Annotated in this window: 13 protein-coding genes, 1 tRNA gene and 1 pseudogene; 11 read left to right on the forward strand and 4 right to left on the reverse strand. The window is 70.2% G+C overall.

Features of this window, described 5'->3' with window-relative positions; all coding sequences use genetic code 11:
• The first annotated feature begins 60 nt into the window (after window positions 1-60).
• Complete coding sequence (locus F8R89_RS09250; protein WP_151783515.1) at window positions 61-921, forward strand: DUF4184 family protein; 861 nt, start codon at window positions 61-63, stop codon at window positions 919-921.
• On the opposite strand, the gene F8R89_RS09255 is transcribed toward F8R89_RS09250, so the two are convergent.
• Together F8R89_RS09255 and polA are read right to left on the reverse strand one after the other, a co-directional pair.
• Complete coding sequence (locus tag F8R89_RS09255; protein ID WP_151783516.1) at window positions 836-1,228, reverse strand: hypothetical protein; 393 nt, start codon at window positions 1,226-1,228, stop codon at window positions 836-838. The genes F8R89_RS09250 and F8R89_RS09255 overlap by 86 nt on opposite strands.
• Window positions 1,229-1,711: 483 nt before the next feature.
• The gene (gene polA / locus F8R89_RS09260; protein ID WP_151783517.1) at window positions 1,712-4,438 is read right to left on the reverse strand and encodes a DNA polymerase I; all 2,727 of its coding nucleotides are present in this window, start codon (window positions 4,436-4,438) and stop codon (window positions 1,712-1,714) included.
• Between the two features lie 163 nt (window positions 4,439-4,601).
• Here polA and F8R89_RS09265 point away from each other — a divergent pair, with 163 nt between their 5' ends.
• From F8R89_RS09265 to F8R89_RS09300, 8 genes and pseudogenes are all read left to right on the forward strand, one after another.
• Complete coding sequence (locus F8R89_RS09265) at window positions 4,602-6,881, forward strand: FdhF/YdeP family oxidoreductase (protein ID WP_151783518.1); 2,280 nt, start codon at window positions 4,602-4,604, stop codon at window positions 6,879-6,881.
• 59 nt (window positions 6,882-6,940) lie between these two features.
• Complete coding sequence (locus F8R89_RS09270; RefSeq protein ID WP_151783519.1) at window positions 6,941-7,429, forward strand: hotdog fold thioesterase; 489 nt, start codon at window positions 6,941-6,943, stop codon at window positions 7,427-7,429.
• A 67-nt stretch (window positions 7,430-7,496) separates the two neighbouring features.
• A complete protein-coding gene (locus F8R89_RS09275; protein ID WP_151783520.1) occupies window positions 7,497-7,892 on the forward strand; it encodes a hypothetical protein in 396 nt (131 codons plus the stop codon).
• Between the two features lie 482 nt (window positions 7,893-8,374).
• The gene (locus tag F8R89_RS09280; protein WP_383654806.1) at window positions 8,375-9,604 is read left to right on the forward strand and encodes a branched-chain amino acid ABC transporter substrate-binding protein; all 1,230 of its coding nucleotides are present in this window, start codon (window positions 8,375-8,377) and stop codon (window positions 9,602-9,604) included.
• 116 nt (window positions 9,605-9,720) lie between these two features.
• Window positions 9,721-10,650: a branched-chain amino acid ABC transporter permease gene (locus F8R89_RS09285; RefSeq protein ID WP_151783521.1), complete on the forward strand. Its 930-nt coding sequence runs from the start codon at window positions 9,721-9,723 to the stop codon at window positions 10,648-10,650.
• Between the two features lie 23 nt (window positions 10,651-10,673).
• A pseudogene (locus F8R89_RS09290) lies at window positions 10,674-12,487 on the forward strand (branched-chain amino acid ABC transporter permease).
• 5 nt (window positions 12,488-12,492) lie between these two features.
• Entirely contained in the window at window positions 12,493-13,377 is an 885-nt protein-coding gene (locus tag F8R89_RS09295) for an ABC transporter ATP-binding protein (RefSeq protein WP_151783522.1), read from the forward strand.
• Complete coding sequence (locus F8R89_RS09300) at window positions 13,374-14,090, forward strand: ABC transporter ATP-binding protein (protein WP_151783523.1); 717 nt, start codon at window positions 13,374-13,376, stop codon at window positions 14,088-14,090. The genes F8R89_RS09295 and F8R89_RS09300 overlap by 4 nt, the downstream gene beginning before the upstream one ends.
• A gap of 74 nt (window positions 14,091-14,164) precedes the next feature.
• Here F8R89_RS09300 and F8R89_RS09305 read toward each other — a convergent pair whose 3' ends face one another.
• Entirely contained in the window at window positions 14,165-14,821 is a 657-nt protein-coding gene (locus F8R89_RS09305; RefSeq protein WP_055621537.1) for an ANTAR domain-containing response regulator, read from the reverse strand.
• Between the two features lie 102 nt (window positions 14,822-14,923).
• Here F8R89_RS09305 and F8R89_RS09310 point away from each other — a divergent pair.
• Together F8R89_RS09310 and F8R89_RS09315 are read left to right on the forward strand one after the other, a co-directional pair.
• A tRNA-Leu gene (locus tag F8R89_RS09310) sits at window positions 14,924-15,008 on the forward strand.
• Window positions 15,009-15,094: 86 nt separating this feature from the next.
• Window positions 15,095-15,838: a helix-turn-helix domain-containing protein gene (locus F8R89_RS09315; protein ID WP_151783524.1), complete on the forward strand. Its 744-nt coding sequence runs from the start codon at window positions 15,095-15,097 to the stop codon at window positions 15,836-15,838.
• 3 nt (window positions 15,839-15,841) lie between these two features.
• Here the strand turns inward: F8R89_RS09315 and pyk are convergent, their stop codons facing one another.
• On the reverse strand, window positions 15,842-17,278 hold the full coding sequence (gene pyk / locus F8R89_RS09320) for a pyruvate kinase (RefSeq protein WP_151783525.1): 1,437 nt from the start codon (window positions 17,276-17,278) through the stop codon (window positions 15,842-15,844).
• Window positions 17,279-17,344: the final 66 nt, after the last annotated feature.

The raw sequence follows: 17,344 nt of genomic DNA on the forward strand, positions 1-17,344 counted from the left end.
TGGCTCCGCCGACGAGGGGGGCCGGACCGGTCCCGTCAAGACCGCACCCGAGGAGCCCTGTTGCCGTTCACGCTCAGCCACGCGGCCGCCGTCCTGCCCGCCGTGCGCACCGGGGGGACCGGACGGGCCGGACTCGTGCCGGCGGTCCTGGTGACCGGTTCCTTCGCTCCCGACATGACCTATTACGCGGCAAGTGTCCTGTCCGGGGCCATGGAGTTCGGGGACGTCACGCACTCCCTACCGGGCGTGTTCACCGTCGACGTCGTCATCGCCTGGGCGCTGGTGGGGCTGTGGCTGCTGCTGCGTGAGCCGCTGGTGGCGCTGCTGCCGGACCGGCTCCAGGCGCGGCCGGCCGCGCTGCTGCGGTGCGGGGCGCCCCGCGCGCGGATGACGCCGGGGCTCGTGGCGCGCTGGTACGTCTCCGCCGTACTCGGCGGGCTCACCCATGTGGTGTGGGACGCGTTCACGCATCTCGACCGGTGGGGGATGCGGGTGTTCCCGGTGCTCGGGGAGGAGGTGGCGGGGTCGCCGCTGTACTGGTACCTGCAGTACGGGGGGTCGGCGGTCGCGGCCGTCGTCGTCGCGGTGTTCGTGACGGTGGCGCTGCGGCGCGCGGCCGGGGTGCCGGTCGCGGGGGTACCGGTGCTCTCCGTGCGGGACCGGTGGGTGGCCGTGGTGGTGCTCGGCGGGTGCGCGGCGGTGGCCGCCTTCGAGCGGGCGTCGCGGTGGTGGGAGTTCTGGGGGGCCACCGCGAAGTACTGGGAACTGATCCCGTCGCTGTGCTTCGGCGCGGGCGCCGGGCTCGCCGTGGGGCTGCTCCTGTACGGCGCCGCCGTCAGGCTGTGGCGTCCGGTCCCGGTCCCTGGCAGTACGGGGACGGGTGGTGCCGAGCGGGAACGGAGCCGGCCGGGGGTGCGGTGACGGTGCCCTGGGCGGTGTCCTTCGCGGTGCCCTTGTCGGTGCCCTGGCCGGGTTGCGTCGGGAGCAGGGTCAGTGCCAGGGCCCAGTAGGAGCGGGCGAGTTCGGTCCAGTCGCGGAGGCGTCGGGTCAGACGGCGGCGGACGGCCGTGAGGGTGCGGCGGAGCGTGCCGGCGAGTTCGGTGGGGATGCGGGCGGTGCTGGCGGTGGGGGCGAGGGCCCGGTTCTGCGGGGGTGTGGGGGGAAGGGGCCAGTCGGTGGTGTCGGCCGGGGCGGGTGCCGTCCGGCGGTTGAGCGTGTGTATACCCATGTCGGCATCCTTACGGGCTGGGGATGTCGGGGGCGTTTTGGCGGGGGCCACGTGGGTGAGGTGGGGTGAGGTGGGGGCCTGCTCGTGTCCCGGGGGCGGTGTGTTGCGCGGGTGCGGGTGAGTGGGGGCTTGTCGCGCAGTTCCCCGCGCCCCTGAGGGGGGTGGTCCCGCCGGCCCGGTTCGATTGGTGCGGGGCGGTGGGGGTTGCTCGCGCAGTTCCCCGCGCCCCCGAGGGGGTGGGCCGCCCGGCCCGGTTCGATCGGTGCGGGGCGGTGGGGGTTGCTCGCGCAGTTCCCCGCGCCCCTGAGGCGGGTGGTCCCGCCGGCCCGGTTCGATTGGTGCCGACAGGTGGGGGTTGCTCGCGCAGTTCCCCGCGCCCCTGCGGGTGAGGGGCTGGGGGCGCAGTTGCCCGCGGCCCTGGATGCGTGCCTGCGACGCGGACGCCGGGTCGGTGGGGTCCGGCCCGGCGTTTCGTCGTGGGGGTCAGTGGGCCGCTGACTCCCAGTCGGGGCCCGCACCTACCGAGACGCCCAGGGGGACCCTCAGGTGGACCGCGTTCGACATTTCCCGGCGGACCAGTTCCTCCGCGGCCTCGCGCTCGCCCGGGGCGATCTCCAGGACGATTTCGTCGTGGACCTGGAGGAGCATGCGGGAGGCGAGGCCGGAGTCGCGCAGGGCCCGGTCCACGTTGAGCATGGCGATCTTGACGATGTCGGCCGCCGTGCCCTGGATCGGCGCGTTCAGCGCCATGCGCTCGGCCGCCTCGCGGCGCTGGCGGTTGTCGCTGTTGAGGTCGGGCAGGTAGCGGCGGCGGCCGAAGAGGGTCGCCGTGTACCCGGTGGCCCGTGCCTCGTCGACCGCGCGGCGCAGATAGTCGCGGACGCCGCCGAACCGCTCGAAGTACGCGTCCATCAGGGTGCGCGCCTCGGCCGCCTCGATGTTCAGCTGCTGGGAGAGGCCGAACGCCGACAGCCCGTACGCGAGGCCGTACGACATCGCCTTGATCTTGCGGCGCATCTCCGCGTCCACGGCGGACGGCTCCACCGCGAAGACCTGGGAGGCGGCCGTGGTGTGCAGGTCCTCGCCGGAGGTGAACGCCTCGATCAGGCCCTCGTCCTCCGACAGGTGGGCCATCACACGCAGCTCGATCTGGCTGTAGTCCGCCGTCATCAGGGACTCGAAGCCCTCGCCGACGACGAAGCCCCGGCGGATCGCGCGGCCCTCGTCGGTGCGGACCGGGATGTTCTGCAGGTTGGGGTCCGTGGAGGAGAGGCGGCCGGTGGCGGCGACGGTCTGGTTGAACGTCGTGTGGATGCGGCCGTCCGTGGCGATCGTCTTGATCAGGCCCTCGACCGTGACCCGCAGCTTCGCCTGCTCCCGGTGGCGGAGCATGATCACCGGCAGTTCGTTGTCCGTCTGCCCGGCGAGCCAGGCCAGGGCGTCGGCGTCGGTGGTGTAGCCGGTCTTCGTCTTCTTCGTCTTGGGCAGGGCGAGCTCGCCGAAGAGGACCTCCTGGAGCTGCTTGGGCGAGCCCAGGTTGAACTCGTGCCCGGCCGCCGCGTGCGCCTCCTTCACGGCCTGCTGCACGGCACCCGCGAACATCTGCTCCATGGCCTCCAGGTGTGCCCGGTCGGCCGCGATGCCGTGCCGCTCCATGCGGGCGAGCAGCGCGGACGTCGGCAGCTCCATGTCGCGCAGCAGCTCGGCGGCGCCGACCTCCTCGAGCCGGCCCTCGAAGGCCTCGCCGAGGTCGAGGACGGTCCGGGCCTGGATCATGAGCGCCTCGGCCTCGGCGCCCTCGTCCGCCCCGAAGGCCAGCTGGCCGTCGGCCGTGGCGGCGGGCGCCAGCTCGCGGTGCAGGTACTCCAGGGACAGCGCGTCCAGGTCGAAGGAGCGGCGGCCCGGCTTGACGAGGTAGGCGGCGAGCGCGGTGTCCATGCGGACGCCCTCGATGGTCCAGCCGTGCTCGGCGAAGACGCGCATGGCGCTCTTGGCGTTGTGGAAGACCTTGGGCCGCTCGGCGTCCGCGAGCCAGCCGGCGAACGCGCGCTCGTCGGCCTCGTCGAGCTGGGAGGGGTCGAACCAGGCGGCCGCGCCGCCGTCCGCGGCCAGCGCGACCTCGGCGACCGAGCCGGTGCCGAGGGCCCAGGTGTCGACGGTGGCCACGCCGAGCGGACCGCCGGCGTGCTCCGCCAGCCAGGGGGCCAGCTCGCCGGTGCCGAGGACGGTGCCGTCCAGGGCGACGCCCTCGGTGGAGATCGGCGTCGTCTCGGCCTCCTCGGCGCCCGGGTCGACGCCGAAGAGCCGCTCGCGCAGCGACGGGTTCCGGATCTCGAGGGTGTCGAGGATCATCGCGACGGCCTTGCGGTCGTACGGCTCGCGCGCGAGGTCGGTGACGGTCTTGGGCAGCTCGACCTGCCGCTCCAGCTCGGTGAGGCGGCGGTTGAGCTTGACGGCCTCCAGGTGGTCGCGGAGGTTCTGCCCGGCCTTGCCCTTGACCTCGTCGGCGCGCTCGACCAGCTCCGCGAAGGACCCGAACTGGTTGATCCACTTCGCTGCGGTCTTCTCGCCGACGCCGGGGATGCCCGGCAGGTTGTCCGACGGGTCGCCGCGCAGGGCCGCGAAGTCGGGGTACTGGGCGGGGGTCAGGCCGTACTTCTCGACGACCTTCTCCGGGGTGAACCGGGTCAGCTCGGAGACGCCCTTGGTCGGGTACAGCACGGTGGTGTGCTCACTGACCAGCTGGAACGAGTCACGGTCGCCGGTGACGATCAGCACCTCGAAACCGGCGGCCTCGGCCTGTGTGGCGAGCGTGGCGATCACGTCGTCGGCCTCGAAGCCCTCGACGGCGAACCGGGAGACGCGCATCGCGTCCAGCAGCTCGCCGATCAGCTCGACCTGGCCCTTGAACTCGTCCGGGGTCTTGGAGCGGTTCGCCTTGTACTCCGTGAACTCCTGGGACCGCCATGTCTTGCGGGAGACGTCGAACGCCACGGCGAAGTGGGTGGGCGCCTCGTCACGCAGCGTGTTGGCCAGCATCGACGCGAAGCCGTAGATCGCGTTCGTCGGCTGGCCCGTCGCCGTCGTGAAGTTCTCCGCGGGCAGCGCGAAGAAGGCCCGGTAGGCCAGCGAGTGCCCGTCCATGAGCATCAGGCGGGGCCGGCCGCCGCCGGGGGTGCTGTCGGTCTGCTTCGATGCTGTCTCTGCCACGCCCCCGATCCTGCCACGCCCCACTGACAGCCGGGCCCCGCCGGGGTGCCGCCCGGACGCTCCCGATGCCGTGCGGGGCCCGAACACCCGCTCCCCGCAGGGCCGGTTCCGCGTGCGAGGATCGGAGACGTAGCTCACACGTGTACACGAAGGAGAGTGCGCGATGGCCAGCAAGCCGCCCACGGGTGATCCGGTCCAGGACGCGCCCGAGGTCGCCGAGCCGAAGCACGCGGCGGCGGGCCTGCCCGCCATCGGCCACACCCTGCGGGTCGCGCAGCGCCAGATGGGGATCAAGCGCACCGCGCTGACCCTGCTGCGGGTCAACCAGAAGGACGGCTTCGACTGCCCGGGGTGCGCCTGGCCCGAACCGGAGCACCGGCACACGGCGGAGTTCTGCGAGAACGGCGCGAAGGCGGTCGCCGAGGAGGCCACGCTGCGCCGGGTCACCCCGGAGTTCTTCGCCGCGCACCCCGTGGCCGACCTGGCGACGCGCAGCGGCTACTGGCTGGGGCAGCAGGGGCGGCTCACGCACCCCATGTACCTGCCGGAGGGCGGCACCCACTACGAGCCGGTGACCTGGGAGCGGGCCTTCGACATCGTCGCCGAGGAGATCGCCGCGCTCGGCTCGCCCGACGAGGCCGTCTTCTACACGTCGGGCCGCACCAGCAACGAGGCGGCGTTCCTCTACCAGCTCTTCGCCCGCGAGCTCGGCACGAACAACCTGCCGGACTGCTCGAACATGTGCCACGAGTCGTCCGGGTCGGCGCTGTCGGAGACGATCGGCGTCGGCAAGGGCAGTGTCCTGCTGGAGGACCTGTACAAGGCCGAGCTGATCATCGTCGCCGGGCAGAACCCCGGCACGAACCATCCGCGGATGCTGTCCGCCCTGGAGAAGGCGAAGGCGAACGGCGCGCGGATCATCACCGTCAACCCGCTGCCCGAGGCGGGTCTGGAGCGGTTCAAGAACCCGCAGACCCCGCAGGGCATGATCAAGGGCGCCGCGCTGACCGATCTGTTCCTGCAGATCCGCATCGGCGGCGACCAGGCGCTGTTCCGGCTGCTGAACAAGCTGATCCTGGAGACCGGGGGCGCCGTCGACGAGGACTTCGTCCGCGACCACACTCATGGCTTCGAGGAGTTCGCCGAGGCCGCCCGCGCCGCCGACTGGGACGAGACGCTGGCGGCGACGGGCCTCGCGCGCGAGGACGTCGACCGGGCGCTGGAGATGGTGCTGGCGTCGCGGCGCACGGTGGTGTGCTGGGCGATGGGCCTGACCCAGCACAAGCACTCGGTGCCGACGATCCGGGAGATCGTCAACTTCCTCCTGCTGCGCGGCGACATCGGCCGTCCCGGCTCGGGCGTGTGCCCGGTGCGCGGTCACTCCAATGTGCAGGGCGACCGCACGATGGGCATCTTCGAGCGGCCCGCGCCCGCCTTCCTGGACGCCCTGGAGCGCGAGTTCGGGTTCGCGCCGCCGCGTGAGCACGGCCTGGACGTCGTCCGCGCCATCCGGGCGCTGCGCGACGGCGAGGCGAAGGTGTTCTTCGCGATGGGCGGCAACTTCGTGGCGGCCACGCCGGACACGGCCGTCACCGAGGCGGCCGTGCGGCGGGCCCGGCTGACCGTGCACGTGTCGACGAAGCTGAACCGCAGTCACGCGGTGACGGGCGCGCGGGCGCTGATCCTGCCGACGCTGGGCCGTACCGAACGTGATCTGCAGGGCGGCGGCGAGCAGTTCGTCACCGTCGAGGACTCCATGGGCATGGTGCACGCCTCCCGGGGGCGGCTGGAGCCGGCCAGTCCCCATCTGCTGTCGGAGCCGGCGATCGTGTGCCGGCTGGCCCGCCGGGTGCTGGGCGAGAAGAGCCGTACGCCCTGGGAGGAGTTCGAGAAGGACTACGCGACGATCCGGGACCGTATCGCGCGGGTCGTGCCGGGCTTCGAGGACTTCAACGCGCGCGTGGCGCGTCCCGGCGGCTTCACGCTGCCGCACGCCCCGCGCGACGAGCGCCGCTTCCCGACGGCGACCGGCAAGGCCAACTTCACGGCGGCGCCGGTGGAGTACCCGGAGGTCCCCGAGGGGCGGCTGCTGCTGCAGACGCTGCGTTCGCACGACCAGTACAACACCACGATCTACGGCCTGGACGACCGCTACCGGGGCATCCGCAACGGCCGCCGGGTGGTGCTGGTCAACCCGGAGGACGCCCGGCGCCTCGGGGTCGCCGACGGCTCGTACGTGGATCTGGTGAGCGAGTGGAAGGACGGCGTCGAGCGGCGCGCGCCCGGGTTCCGGGTGGTGGCGTACCCGACGGCGCGGGGCTGCGCGGCGGCCTACTACCCGGAGACCAACGTGCTGGTGCCGCTGGACGCCACCGCCGACACCAGCAACACCCCGGCCAGCAAGTCCGTGATCGTGCGTCTGGAACAATCGGCGACCGACTGAGCGTTTGCTCAGCGGTGTCACCACGCCACCGAGTGATCACGACGAACGGAGCCGGGCCCATGGGCGAGCAGCAGCACGTGAAGTTCCCGCAGGAGGTCATCGACGAGTACGCCGCGCTCGGCGTCGATCTCCAGGCCCTGTTCTCGGCCGGGCACCTCGGCACCCGCATGGGCGTCCAGATCGTGGAGGCGTCCGCCGAGCGGGTCGTGGGGACCATGCCGGTCGAGGGCAACACCCAGCCGTACGGGCTGCTGCACGGCGGCGCGTCCGCGGTGCTCGCGGAGACGCTCGGCTCGGTGGGGTCCATGCTGCACGGCGGCACCTCCAAGATCGCGGTGGGTGTGGACCTGAACTGCACCCACCACCGGGGCGCCCGCTCCGGTCTGGTGACCGGTGTCGCCACGCCGCTGCACCGGGGCCGCTCGACGGCGACGTACGAGATCGTGATCAGCGACGAGCAGGGTCGGCGGGTGTGCACCGCGCGGCTGACCTGCATGCTGCGGGACGTGAACCCGGGCGACGCGGAGCGGGTCCGCGCGGCGGAGTGACGGCACGTCAACTCTCCTTTCCCACCCCGCCGTTGATCCCGGCCGTGCGGCGGCATACGGTCGGGGCATGACCAAGGCAGGGGTGTGCCGCAGGGGGGCCGCGCTCGGACTGGCCCTGCTGGCCGCCTGCTCGGCGGGCGGCTGCGGGGGCCCGGGCGCGGACCCCTCCCCGGCGGGCGGCAACTCCCCCTCGCCCACGGCGACTTCCCCGGCCGAGTTGTGCACGCGGCTCATCGGGTACTGGTCGCGCCGGGCGCTGACCGGCGACACCTACGGGGACTACCAGTCGATGGGGCTGTCCGACGGCCAGTACGAGATCCTCCGCACGGTGGTCGACGCGGCCCGCGCCGAGCGCGCACGCGCCGGTGACGCGGCGGCGGGCCGGCTCATCGACCGCCGTGCGCGCACGGCCTGCGAGAAGCGGTACCGCGACGGCGGACCCACCGGAGGCCCATGGGGCTGAGGACCGAAATCAGGAATTCCACTTTCGTGCCCCCTACACGAATATGGGGAGGCGTGCCGGACATCTTTCACCCGGGTAACTCTGCGTAATACGGCCGCAATAAACGGCGCCCCCTCTCCCGCCGCCCGGCGCTTTGCCCGGGCGCCCCGCGAGCCCTCCGGGAGCCGATGACAACGAATGCGGTCATCACCAAAACCCGTGAACACTAATGAAGAAGCTACGCGCGAACGCTGCGGGTTCTCACTATGTGGACAGGGCGAATCGGCCGGAAATCCGCTCTTCCCCCCACGCAGTACCGCTCAGGGATACCGCGTGTCATAACAAGAGCGTCACAGCCTTGGTCAGAGCCTCCTCCATGTTCCCCACCCGCGCTTAGAGTCACGGCCAGTCACCGAGCCATCGGATTCGAAGTCACTTCGTCCCCAGCGCTCGACTCGGCGCGTTCCATGGGGAACCGCCGTGCCAGGGAAAGGACCTGATTCGTGCGTCAACGTTCGATCATCGCCATTACCGCCGCGCTCGCGGCGGGATCGCTGACACTCACGGCTTGTGGGTCGCGTGACGACGACGGCGGCAGCAGCAACGGCGACAAGACCACAGTTGTGATCGGCCTCGACGCCCCGCTGTCCGGCGACCTGTCCGCGCTCGGCCTCGGCATGAAGAACTCCGCTGACCTGGCCGCCAAGACGGCCAACAAGAAGGAGTACGTCAAGGGCGTCGAGTTCAAGATCGAGGCCCTCGACGACCAGGCCCAGCCGTCCGTCGGCCAGCAGAACGCCCAGAAGTTCATCAGCAACAAGGACGTCCTCGGCGTCGTCGGCCCGCTGAACTCCAGCGTCTCCCAGCAGATGCAGAAGCCGCTCAACGACGCCGGCCTCACCCAGGTCTCCCCGGCCAACACCGGCACCGAGCTGACCCAGGGCGACGGCTGGAAGACCGGCGACTCGGTCCGCCAGTTCAAGACCTTCTTCCGCACCGCCACCACGGACGAGATCCAGGGCGCCTTCGCCGCGGACTACCTGTACAACAAGGCGAAGCTCAACAAGGTCTACCTGATCGACGACCAGAAGACCTACGGCGCCGGCCTCGCCGCGTCCTTCAAGGCGAACTTCACCAAGTTCGGCGGCAAGATCGTGGGCACCGACCACATCAACCCCGACGACCGTGACTTCAACGCCGTGGTCGCCAAGATCAAGAAGACCGGCGCCCAGGCCCTGTACTACGGCGGCGAGTACCCGGCCGCCGGCCCGCTGAGCCAGCAGCTCAAGGACAGCGGCCAGAAGATCCCGCTCATGGGCGGCGACGGCATCTACTCCGGCGAGTTCCCGAAGCTGAACAAGAAGGCCGAGGGCGACCTCGCGACCTCCGTCGGCCGGCCCGTCGAGCAGCTCCCCTCCGCCAAGACCTTCATCGCGGACTACAAGGCCGCGGGCTACGAGGACGACTACGAGGCCTACGGCGGCCTGACCTACGACGCCACCTGGTCGATCATCGAGGCCGTCAAGCTGGCCGTCGAGGGCAACGACGGCAAGGTCCCGTCCGACGGCCGCAAGGCGGTCCTGGACGGCATGGCCAAGGTCAAGTTCGACGGCGTCACCGGCACCATCTCCTTCGACGAGTTCGGTGACACCACGAACCACACCATGACCGCCTACAAGATCAAGGACAACGCCTGGGCGCCCGAGTTCAGCGGCGAGCCCAAGCTCGGCTGACGAAGGACGAGTCAGAGAACCCACCCACCTCACACATTGATCCAGGCCGCGCGGGAAGCGCCCACCAGCGCTCCCCGCGCGGCGCCATATCCGAACCACTCCACGGAGGCCCTGCGGTGAACGAACTGCCGCAACAGCTGGCCAATGGACTCATCCTCGGCGCGATGTACGGACTCATCGCGATCGGCTACACGATGGTCTACGGCATCGTCCAGCTCATCAACTTCGCCCACGGCGAGATCTTCATGGTCGGGGGCTTCGGGGCCCTCACCGTCTGGATGGTCCTCCCCGACGGCTTCGGCCTCGGGGCGGCGATCCCCCTCATGATCATCGGCGGCGTCCTCGTCTCGGTCGCCGTCGGCACCGCGGCGGAACGGTTCGCCTACCGCCCCCTGCGCGGCGCACCCCGCCTCGCGCCCCTCATCACCGCGATCGGCCTGTCCATCGTCCTCCAGCAGGCCGTATGGATGTGGTTCCCCGACGCCAAGAAGGACGTCCCCTTCCCCCGCTTCCAGGGCGACCCCGTCGAGATCCTCGGCGCCAACATCCAGCGCGGCGACATCTTCGTCCTCATAGCCGCCCCGCTCTGCATGATCGCCCTCGGCCTGTTCGTCAACAAGACACGCTCCGGCCGCGGCATGCAGGCCACCGCCCAGGACCCCGACACCGCCAAGCTCATGGGCATCAACACCGACCGCATCATCGTCATGGCCTTCGCCATCGGTGCCGCGTTCGCCGCCGTCGCAGCCGTCGCCTACGGCCTCAAGAACGGCCAGGTCGGCTTCCGCATGGGCTTCCTCATGGGCCTCAAGGCCTTCACCGCGGCCGTCCTCGGCGGCATCGGCAACATCTACGGCGCCATGCTCGGCGGCCTCGTCCTCGGCGTCGCCGAATCCCTCGCCACCGGCTACATCGGCGAAATCCCCGGCATGGACCTCTTCGGCGGCGGCGCCTGGAAGGACGTGTGGGCGTTCAGCCTCCTCATCCTCGTCCTCCTGTTCAGGCCACAAGGCCTGCTCGGCGAACGCGTCGCGGATCGGGCGTGATACCCATGACCACCGACATCCCCATGGACAAGACCACCGACGACACCACCCCGGTGTCCCCCCTCGCAGCCACCCCGATCATCCCGCTGCCGCACGCCGCGGCCCGCGGACTCACGGTCGCCGGCTCCGCCCTCGCCCTCATCGGCACCTTCCTCGCCTGGACCTGGACCAACGAGTTCCCCGGCAACCTCACCGTCACCGGCTACCCCGGCGGCCTCCAGGTCCTCACCCTCGTCGGCTCCGCACTGACCCTCCTGTTCGCACTCGCCGGCTACGGCATCCGCGGACTGCGCTGGCTCACCCCGGCGGCAAGAACAGCCCCGTCCTCCTCGCCGCCCTCGGCGTACTCGGCGTCACCGGCTACGCCATGGGCGCCATCACGCAGGAACTCGGCGGCCTCGTCAACCTCGAACCCGGCGCCTGGGTCTCCGGCATCGGCGCCCTCGTCGCCGTCATCGGCGCCCTCGGCCTCCCCGTCGACCAGCCCTACGACGCCGGCGACCCCGACCCCCACCTGTGGGGCCGCGTCCGCCACGCGCTCACCGCCCCCGAACCCGGCCGCGCCAAGGACCTCCCGTCCTGGCTCGAAATCCTGATCATCGCCGCCGGCTTCGGCGTCGGCCTGTACGTCTTCGCGTACGGCATCAGCACCGAGTACAGCGAACTGTTCATCGGCTTCCTCATCATCGCGGCCTTCGGCTTCACCGCCGTCACCCGCGCCGGACTGCTGAAGCGGCTCTCCGCACTCACCGCCAAGCACCGCAACGTCACCCTCGGAGCGGCGTTCGCGGCGGCGATCTGCTTCCCCTTCACCCAGACCAACGACCAGTTCGCCCTCATCGGCGCGAACATCCTCATCTTCGCCACGGTCGCCCTGGGCCTCAACGTCGTCGTCGGCCTCGCCGGCCTCCTCGACCTCGGCTACGTCGCCTTCCTCGGCGTCGGCGCCTACGCCGCCGCCCTGGTCTCCGGCTCCCCCGCCTCCACCATCGGCGTCACCTTCCCGTTCTGGGCCGCCGTCCTCACCGGCGCCGTCGCCTCGCTGATCTTCGGCGTCGTCATCGGCGCACCGACCCTGCGACTGCGCGGCGACTACCTCGCCATCGTGACGCTCGGCTTCGGTGAGATCTTCCGCATCACCATGAACAACCTGAACGGCAACAGCGGACCGGACGTCACCAACGGCTCCAACGGCATCCCGCAGATCCCCGACCTGGAGATCTTCGGCTTCAACCTCGGAGTCCCGCACGACGTCCTCGGCCACGAGCTCACCCGCTCCGCCAACTACTACCTGCTGATGCTCGTCTTCACGATCATCGTCGTGATGGTCTTCCGCCGCTCCGCGGAATCCCGCATCGGCCGCGCCTGGGTCGCCATCCGCGAGGACGAGACCGCCGCCACCGCCATGGGCATCAACGGCTTCCGCCTCAAGCTCCTCGCCTTCGCACTCGGCGCCTGCCTCGCCGGCCTCGCCGGCACCGTCCAGGCCCACGTGTCCTACAGCGTCACCCCCGAGCAGTACCAGTTCGCCGGCCCGGTGCCGCCCAACTCGGCCTTCCTGCTCGCCGCCGTCATCCTCGGCGGCATGGGCACCATCAGCGGCCCCCTGATCGGCGCGGCACTGCTCTACCTGATCCCGGCCAAGCTCCAGTTCATGGCCGAGTACCAGCTGCTGCTCTTCGGTATCGCCCTGATGCTCCTGATGCGCTTCCGCCCCGAGGGCCTGGTCGCCGACCGCAGGAAGCAGCTCGAATTCCACGAGACCGGACAGCTCGACGTACCGGAGGACAAGCCATTGCCCGAAGGCGCGACCGGCGTCGCCAAGGCAGGGGCGTGACCGCCATGACCACCACCACGACCGCACCCACCACCACGACGGTGCTCGACGCCAGCGGCGTCACCATGCGCTTCGGCGGCCTCACCGCCGTCCGCGGCGTCGACCTCACCGTCAACACCGGCGAGATCGTCGGCCTCATCGGCCCCAACGGCGCCGGCAAGACGACCTTCTTCAACTGCCTCACCGGCCTCTACGTCCCCACCGAGGGCAAGGTCGCCTACAAAGGCACCGTCCTGCCGCCCAAGCCGCACCTGGTCACCCAGGCCGGCATCGCCCGGACCTTCCAGAACATCCGGCTCTTCGCCAACATGACCGTCCTGGAAAACGTCCTCGTCGGCCGGCACACCCGCACCAAGGAAGGCCTCTGGTCCGCCCTGCTGCGCCTCCCCGGCTTCCGCAAGGCCGAAGAGGCATCCCGCGAACGGGCCATGGAACTCCTCGAGTTCACCGGCCTCGCCGCCAAGGCCGACCACCTCGCCCGCAACCTGCCCTACGGCGAACAGCGCAAGCTGGAGATCGCCCGGGCCCTCGCGAGCGAACCCGGCCTGCTCCTCCTCGACGAACCCACCGCCGGCATGAACCCCCAGGAGACCCGCGCGGCCGAAGACCTCATCTTCGCCATCCGGGACCAGGGCATCGCCGTCCTCGTCATCGAGCACGACATCCGGTTCATCATGAACCTCTGCGACCGGGTCGCCGTACTCGTCCAGGGCGAAAAGATCATCGAAGGCCCCGCCGAAGTCGTCCAGGCCGACGAACGCGTCATCGCCGCCTACCTCGGCGAACCCTTCGAAGGCGCCCCCGGCGCCGCCGAAGCCGCCGAGGTCGAAGCCGCCGAGGAGGCCGCGGAAGGCGACGCGCACAGCACCACGGAAGGGGACGACAAGTGACCGCACTGCTCGAGGTCGAGGACCTCAGAGTCGCCTACGGCAAGATCGAGGCCGTCAAAGGCATCTCGTTCAAGGTCGAAGCGGGCGAGGTCGTCACCCTCATCGGCACCAACGGCGCCGGGAAGACCACCACCCTGCGCACCCTCTCCGGCCTCCTCCAGCCCCTGTCCGGCGACATCAAGTTCGACGGCAAATCGCTGAAGAAGATCCCCGCCCACAAGGTCGTCTCCCTGGGACTCGCCCACTCCCCCGAGGGGCGGCACATCTTCCCCCGCATGACGATCGAGGACAACCTCCGCCTCGGCGCCTTCCTCCGCAACGACAAGGACGGCATCGAGAAGGACATCCAGCGCGCCTACGACCTCTTCCCCATCCTCGGGGAACGCCGCAAGCAGGCCGCGGGCACCCTCTCCGGCGGCGAACAGCAGATGCTCGCCATGGGACGGGCCCTGATGTCCCGGCCGAAACTGCTCATGCTCGACGAGCCCAGCATGGGCCTCTCCCCGATCATGATGCAGAAGATCATGGCGACCATCCAGGAGCTCAAGGCCTCCGGCACCACCATCCTGCTCATCGAGCAGAACGCCCAGGCCGCGCTCTCCCTGGCCGACCACGGTCACGTCATGGAGGTCGGCAAGATCGTCCTCTCCGGCTCCGGGCAGGACCTCCTGCACGACGAGTCGGTACGCAAGGCGTACCTCGGCGAGGACTGACGCCCCCCTCAACAGCTGAGGCCCGTGCCCCCCGGTCAGGGGCACGGGCCTCAGCCATGCGCTCAGGGGGCGGGTCAGCCCTTGGCGGCCTTCTTCTCCTCGGCGTCCTGGATCACGGCCTCGGCGACCTGCTGCATCGACATCCGGCGGTCCATCGACGTCTTCTGGATCCAGCGGAACGCGGCCGGCTCGGTCAGCCCGTACTGCGTCTGCAGGACCGACTTCGCCCGGTCCACCAGCTTGCGGGTCTCCAGGCGCTGGCTGAGGTCCGCGACCTCCTTCTCCAGCTCCTTCAGCTCCGTGAACCGTGAGACGGCCATCTCGATCGCCGGGACGACATCGCTCTTGCTGAACGGCTTCACCAGGTACGCCATGGCACCGGCGTCACGGGCGCGCTCCACGAGGTCGCGCTGCGAGAACGCCGTCAGCATCAGCACCGGCGCGATGCTCTCCTCGGCGATCTTCTCGGCCGCCGAGATGCCGTCGAGCTTGGGCATCTTCACGTCGAGGATGACGAGGTCGGGGCGGTGCTCGCGCGCCAGCTCGACGGCCTGCTCACCGTCACCGGCCTCACCGACGACGGTGTACCCCTCCTCCTCGAGCATCTCTTTGAGGTCGAGCCGGATCAGGGCCTCGTCCTCAGCGATGACGACACGGGTCGTCAGCGGAGGCACGTGCGACTTGTCGTCGTCAGGCGCGTCTACGGGCTGGGGCGACTCGGGGGCGGTCACGGGGGCTCCTTGTTGCGGGCCGGGCAGGTGCTGCTGCTTAAGCAGCCTACCTAGAGGCGGGGGGCTGCGGTGACCCGGTATGCTTCGACAGCGACCCAGCCAGCCCGGTTGGTGGAACAGGCTAGACACGCGGCGCTCAAACCGCCGTGCCCTTCGGGGCATGTGGGTTCGAATCCCACACCGGGCACCTACCGAAAGAAGCGGATGTCCACGTTCTCGTGAACATCCGCTTTTTGCTGCGTGTCGCCGCGGACTGTCTCACAGAGTGGCCGCATGTACGACCTCAGCACACGCAAGCGAGCCTTGGCCTTGGTCGCGCAGGGCCGCAGCCTCAATTCCGTCAGCCGGGACACGGGCATCTCACGCGCCGCCCTCCGCTCCTGGCAGCACCGCCTGGAGCCGCTGCCCCGCATCACGGGCGCGGCACCCGGGCCACCCGCCGACGACTCCGCCTACGCCTACCTGCTGGGCCTCTACCTCGGCGACGGCTGCCTCAGCCTCCACCGGAACGGCGGCTACCACCTGCGCATCGCGTGCGACGACGCATACCCGGGACTCATCCGGCAGTGCCGGGAGGCCATCACGCGCGTCCGCCCCGGCGTCGGCGTCTATACGTGCCGGCGCGACGGCTGTTCCATGGTGACCAGCTACTCCCGGCACTGGCCCGAACTGTTCCCTCAGCACGGTCCGGGAAAGAAGCACGAACGCGCGATCGTCCTGGAACAGTGGCAGCGGGACATCGTCGACGCGCACCCCTGGGAGTTCATCCGCGGGCTCATCCATTCCGACGGCTGCCGGATCGTCAACTGGACCACCCGCCGGGTCGCCAGTGAGGTGAAGCGCTATGAATATCCCCGGTACTTCTTCACCAATCTGTCGGGCGACATCATGCGTCTGTTCACCGACACCATGGACCGGGTGGGCGTGGAATGGAGGTACGCCAACGCACGCAACGTCTCCATCGCCCGCAAACCCTCCGTAGCCCTCATGGACGCCCACGTAGGCCCCAAGTACTGACCCTCAGCGTGGGGTGTCGTCCTCGCCGATATGGTGGACGCGGACCAGGTTGGTCGCGCCGGTGACTCCCGGTGGGGAGCCTGCCGTGATGACGACCGTGTCGCCCTTCTCGCAGCGGCCGTACCGGAGCAACAGCTCGTCCACCTGGTCGACCATCGCGTCCGTGGAGTCCACGTGAGGTCCGAGGAAGGTCTCCACGCCCCACGTCAGGTTGAGCTGCGACCGGGTGGCCGGTTCGGGGGTGAAGGCGAGGAGGGGGATCGGGGAGCGGTAGCGGGAAAGGCGGCGGGCGGTGTCGCCGGACTGGGTGAAGGCGACGAGGAAGCGGGCGCCGAGGAAGTCGCCGATCTCGGCGGCGGCGCGGGCGACGGCGCCGCCCTGGGTGCGGGGTTTGTTGCGTTCGGTGAGTGGGGGCAGCCCTTGGGCGAGGAGGTCCTCCTCGGCCGCTTCGATGATCCTTGCCATGGTGCGGACGGTCTCGACGGGGTGTTTGCCGACGCTGGTCTCGCCGGAGAGCATCACGGCGTCGGTGCCGTCGATGACGGCGTTGGCCACGTCGGAGGCCTCCGCGCGGGTGGGCCGGGAGTGGTCGATCATGGAGTCGAGCATCTGGGTGGCGACGATGACGGGCTTGGCGTTGCGCCGGGCGAGTTTGATCGCGCGTTTCTGGACGATCGGCACCTGTTCGAGCGGCATCTCCACGCCGAGGTCGCCGCGGGCGACCATGATGCCGTCGAAGGCGGCGACGATGTCGTCGAGGGCGTCGACGGCCTGGGGTTTCTCGATCTTGGCGATGACGGGGAGGCGGCGGCCTTCCTCGTCCATGATGCGGTGGACGTCGTCGATGTCCCGGCCGGTGCGGACGAAGGACAGGGCGATGACGTCGAAGCCGGTGCGCAGGGCCCAGCGGAGGTCGTCCTCGTCCTTGTCGGAGAGGGCGGGGACGGAGACGGCGACGCCGGGGAGGTTGAGGCCCTTGTGGTCGGAGACGATGCCGCCTTCGATGACGGTGGTGGTGATGCGGGGGCCGTCGATGTCGGTGACCTGGAGGCAGACTTTGCCGTCGTCGACGAGGATGCGTTCGCCGGGGGTGACGTCGGCGGCGAGGCCGGTGTAGGTGGTGGAGCACTGGTGGCGGTCGCCTTCGGCGTCGGGGTCGACGGTGAGGGTGAAGGTGTCGCCGCGTTCGAGGAGTACGGGGCCTTCGGTGAAGCGGCCGAGGCGGATCTTCGGGCCTTGAAGGTCGGCGAGGAGGCCGACGCTGTGTCCGGTCTCGTCGGAGGCCTTGCGGACCTGCTGGTAGCGCTCCTCGTGCTCGGCGTGGGTGCCGTGGCTGAGGTTGAACCGGGCGATGTCCATTCCGGCCTCGACCAGTGCCTTTATGCGGTCGTAGGTGTCGGTGGCGGGGCCCAGGGTGCAGACGATCTTGGCTCGGCGCATGTTTTGACTCTATGACTTACCGGCGGGTAGAGAATTGGCCGCGTGTGACGACCCAACGACCCTTGT

The organism is Streptomyces sp. SS1-1 (assembly GCF_008973465.1).
GTDB lineage: Bacteria > Actinomycetota > Actinomycetes > Streptomycetales > Streptomycetaceae > Streptomyces.

What these genes read in the sequence shown, in the direction of transcription:
- F8R89_RS09315 (WP_151783524.1), top strand. Translation starts at nt 15,095, where the DNA reads ATGTACGACCTCAGCACACGCAAGCGAGCCTTGGCCTTGGTCGCGCAG.
- F8R89_RS09255 (WP_151783516.1), bottom strand. Translation starts at nt 1,228, where the DNA reads ATGGGTATACACACGCTCAACCGCCGGACGGCACCCGCCCCGGCCGAC.
- F8R89_RS09270 (WP_151783519.1), top strand. Translation starts at nt 6,941, where the DNA reads ATGGGCGAGCAGCAGCACGTGAAGTTCCCGCAGGAGGTCATCGACGAG.
- F8R89_RS09275 (WP_151783520.1), top strand. Translation starts at nt 7,497, where the DNA reads ATGACCAAGGCAGGGGTGTGCCGCAGGGGGGCCGCGCTCGGACTGGCC.
- F8R89_RS09295 (WP_151783522.1), top strand. Translation starts at nt 12,493, where the DNA reads ATGACCACCACCACGACCGCACCCACCACCACGACGGTGCTCGACGCC.
- pyk (WP_151783525.1), bottom strand. Translation starts at nt 17,278, where the DNA reads ATGCGCCGAGCCAAGATCGTCTGCACCCTGGGCCCCGCCACCGACACC.
- F8R89_RS09265 (WP_151783518.1), top strand. Translation starts at nt 4,602, where the DNA reads ATGGCCAGCAAGCCGCCCACGGGTGATCCGGTCCAGGACGCGCCCGAG.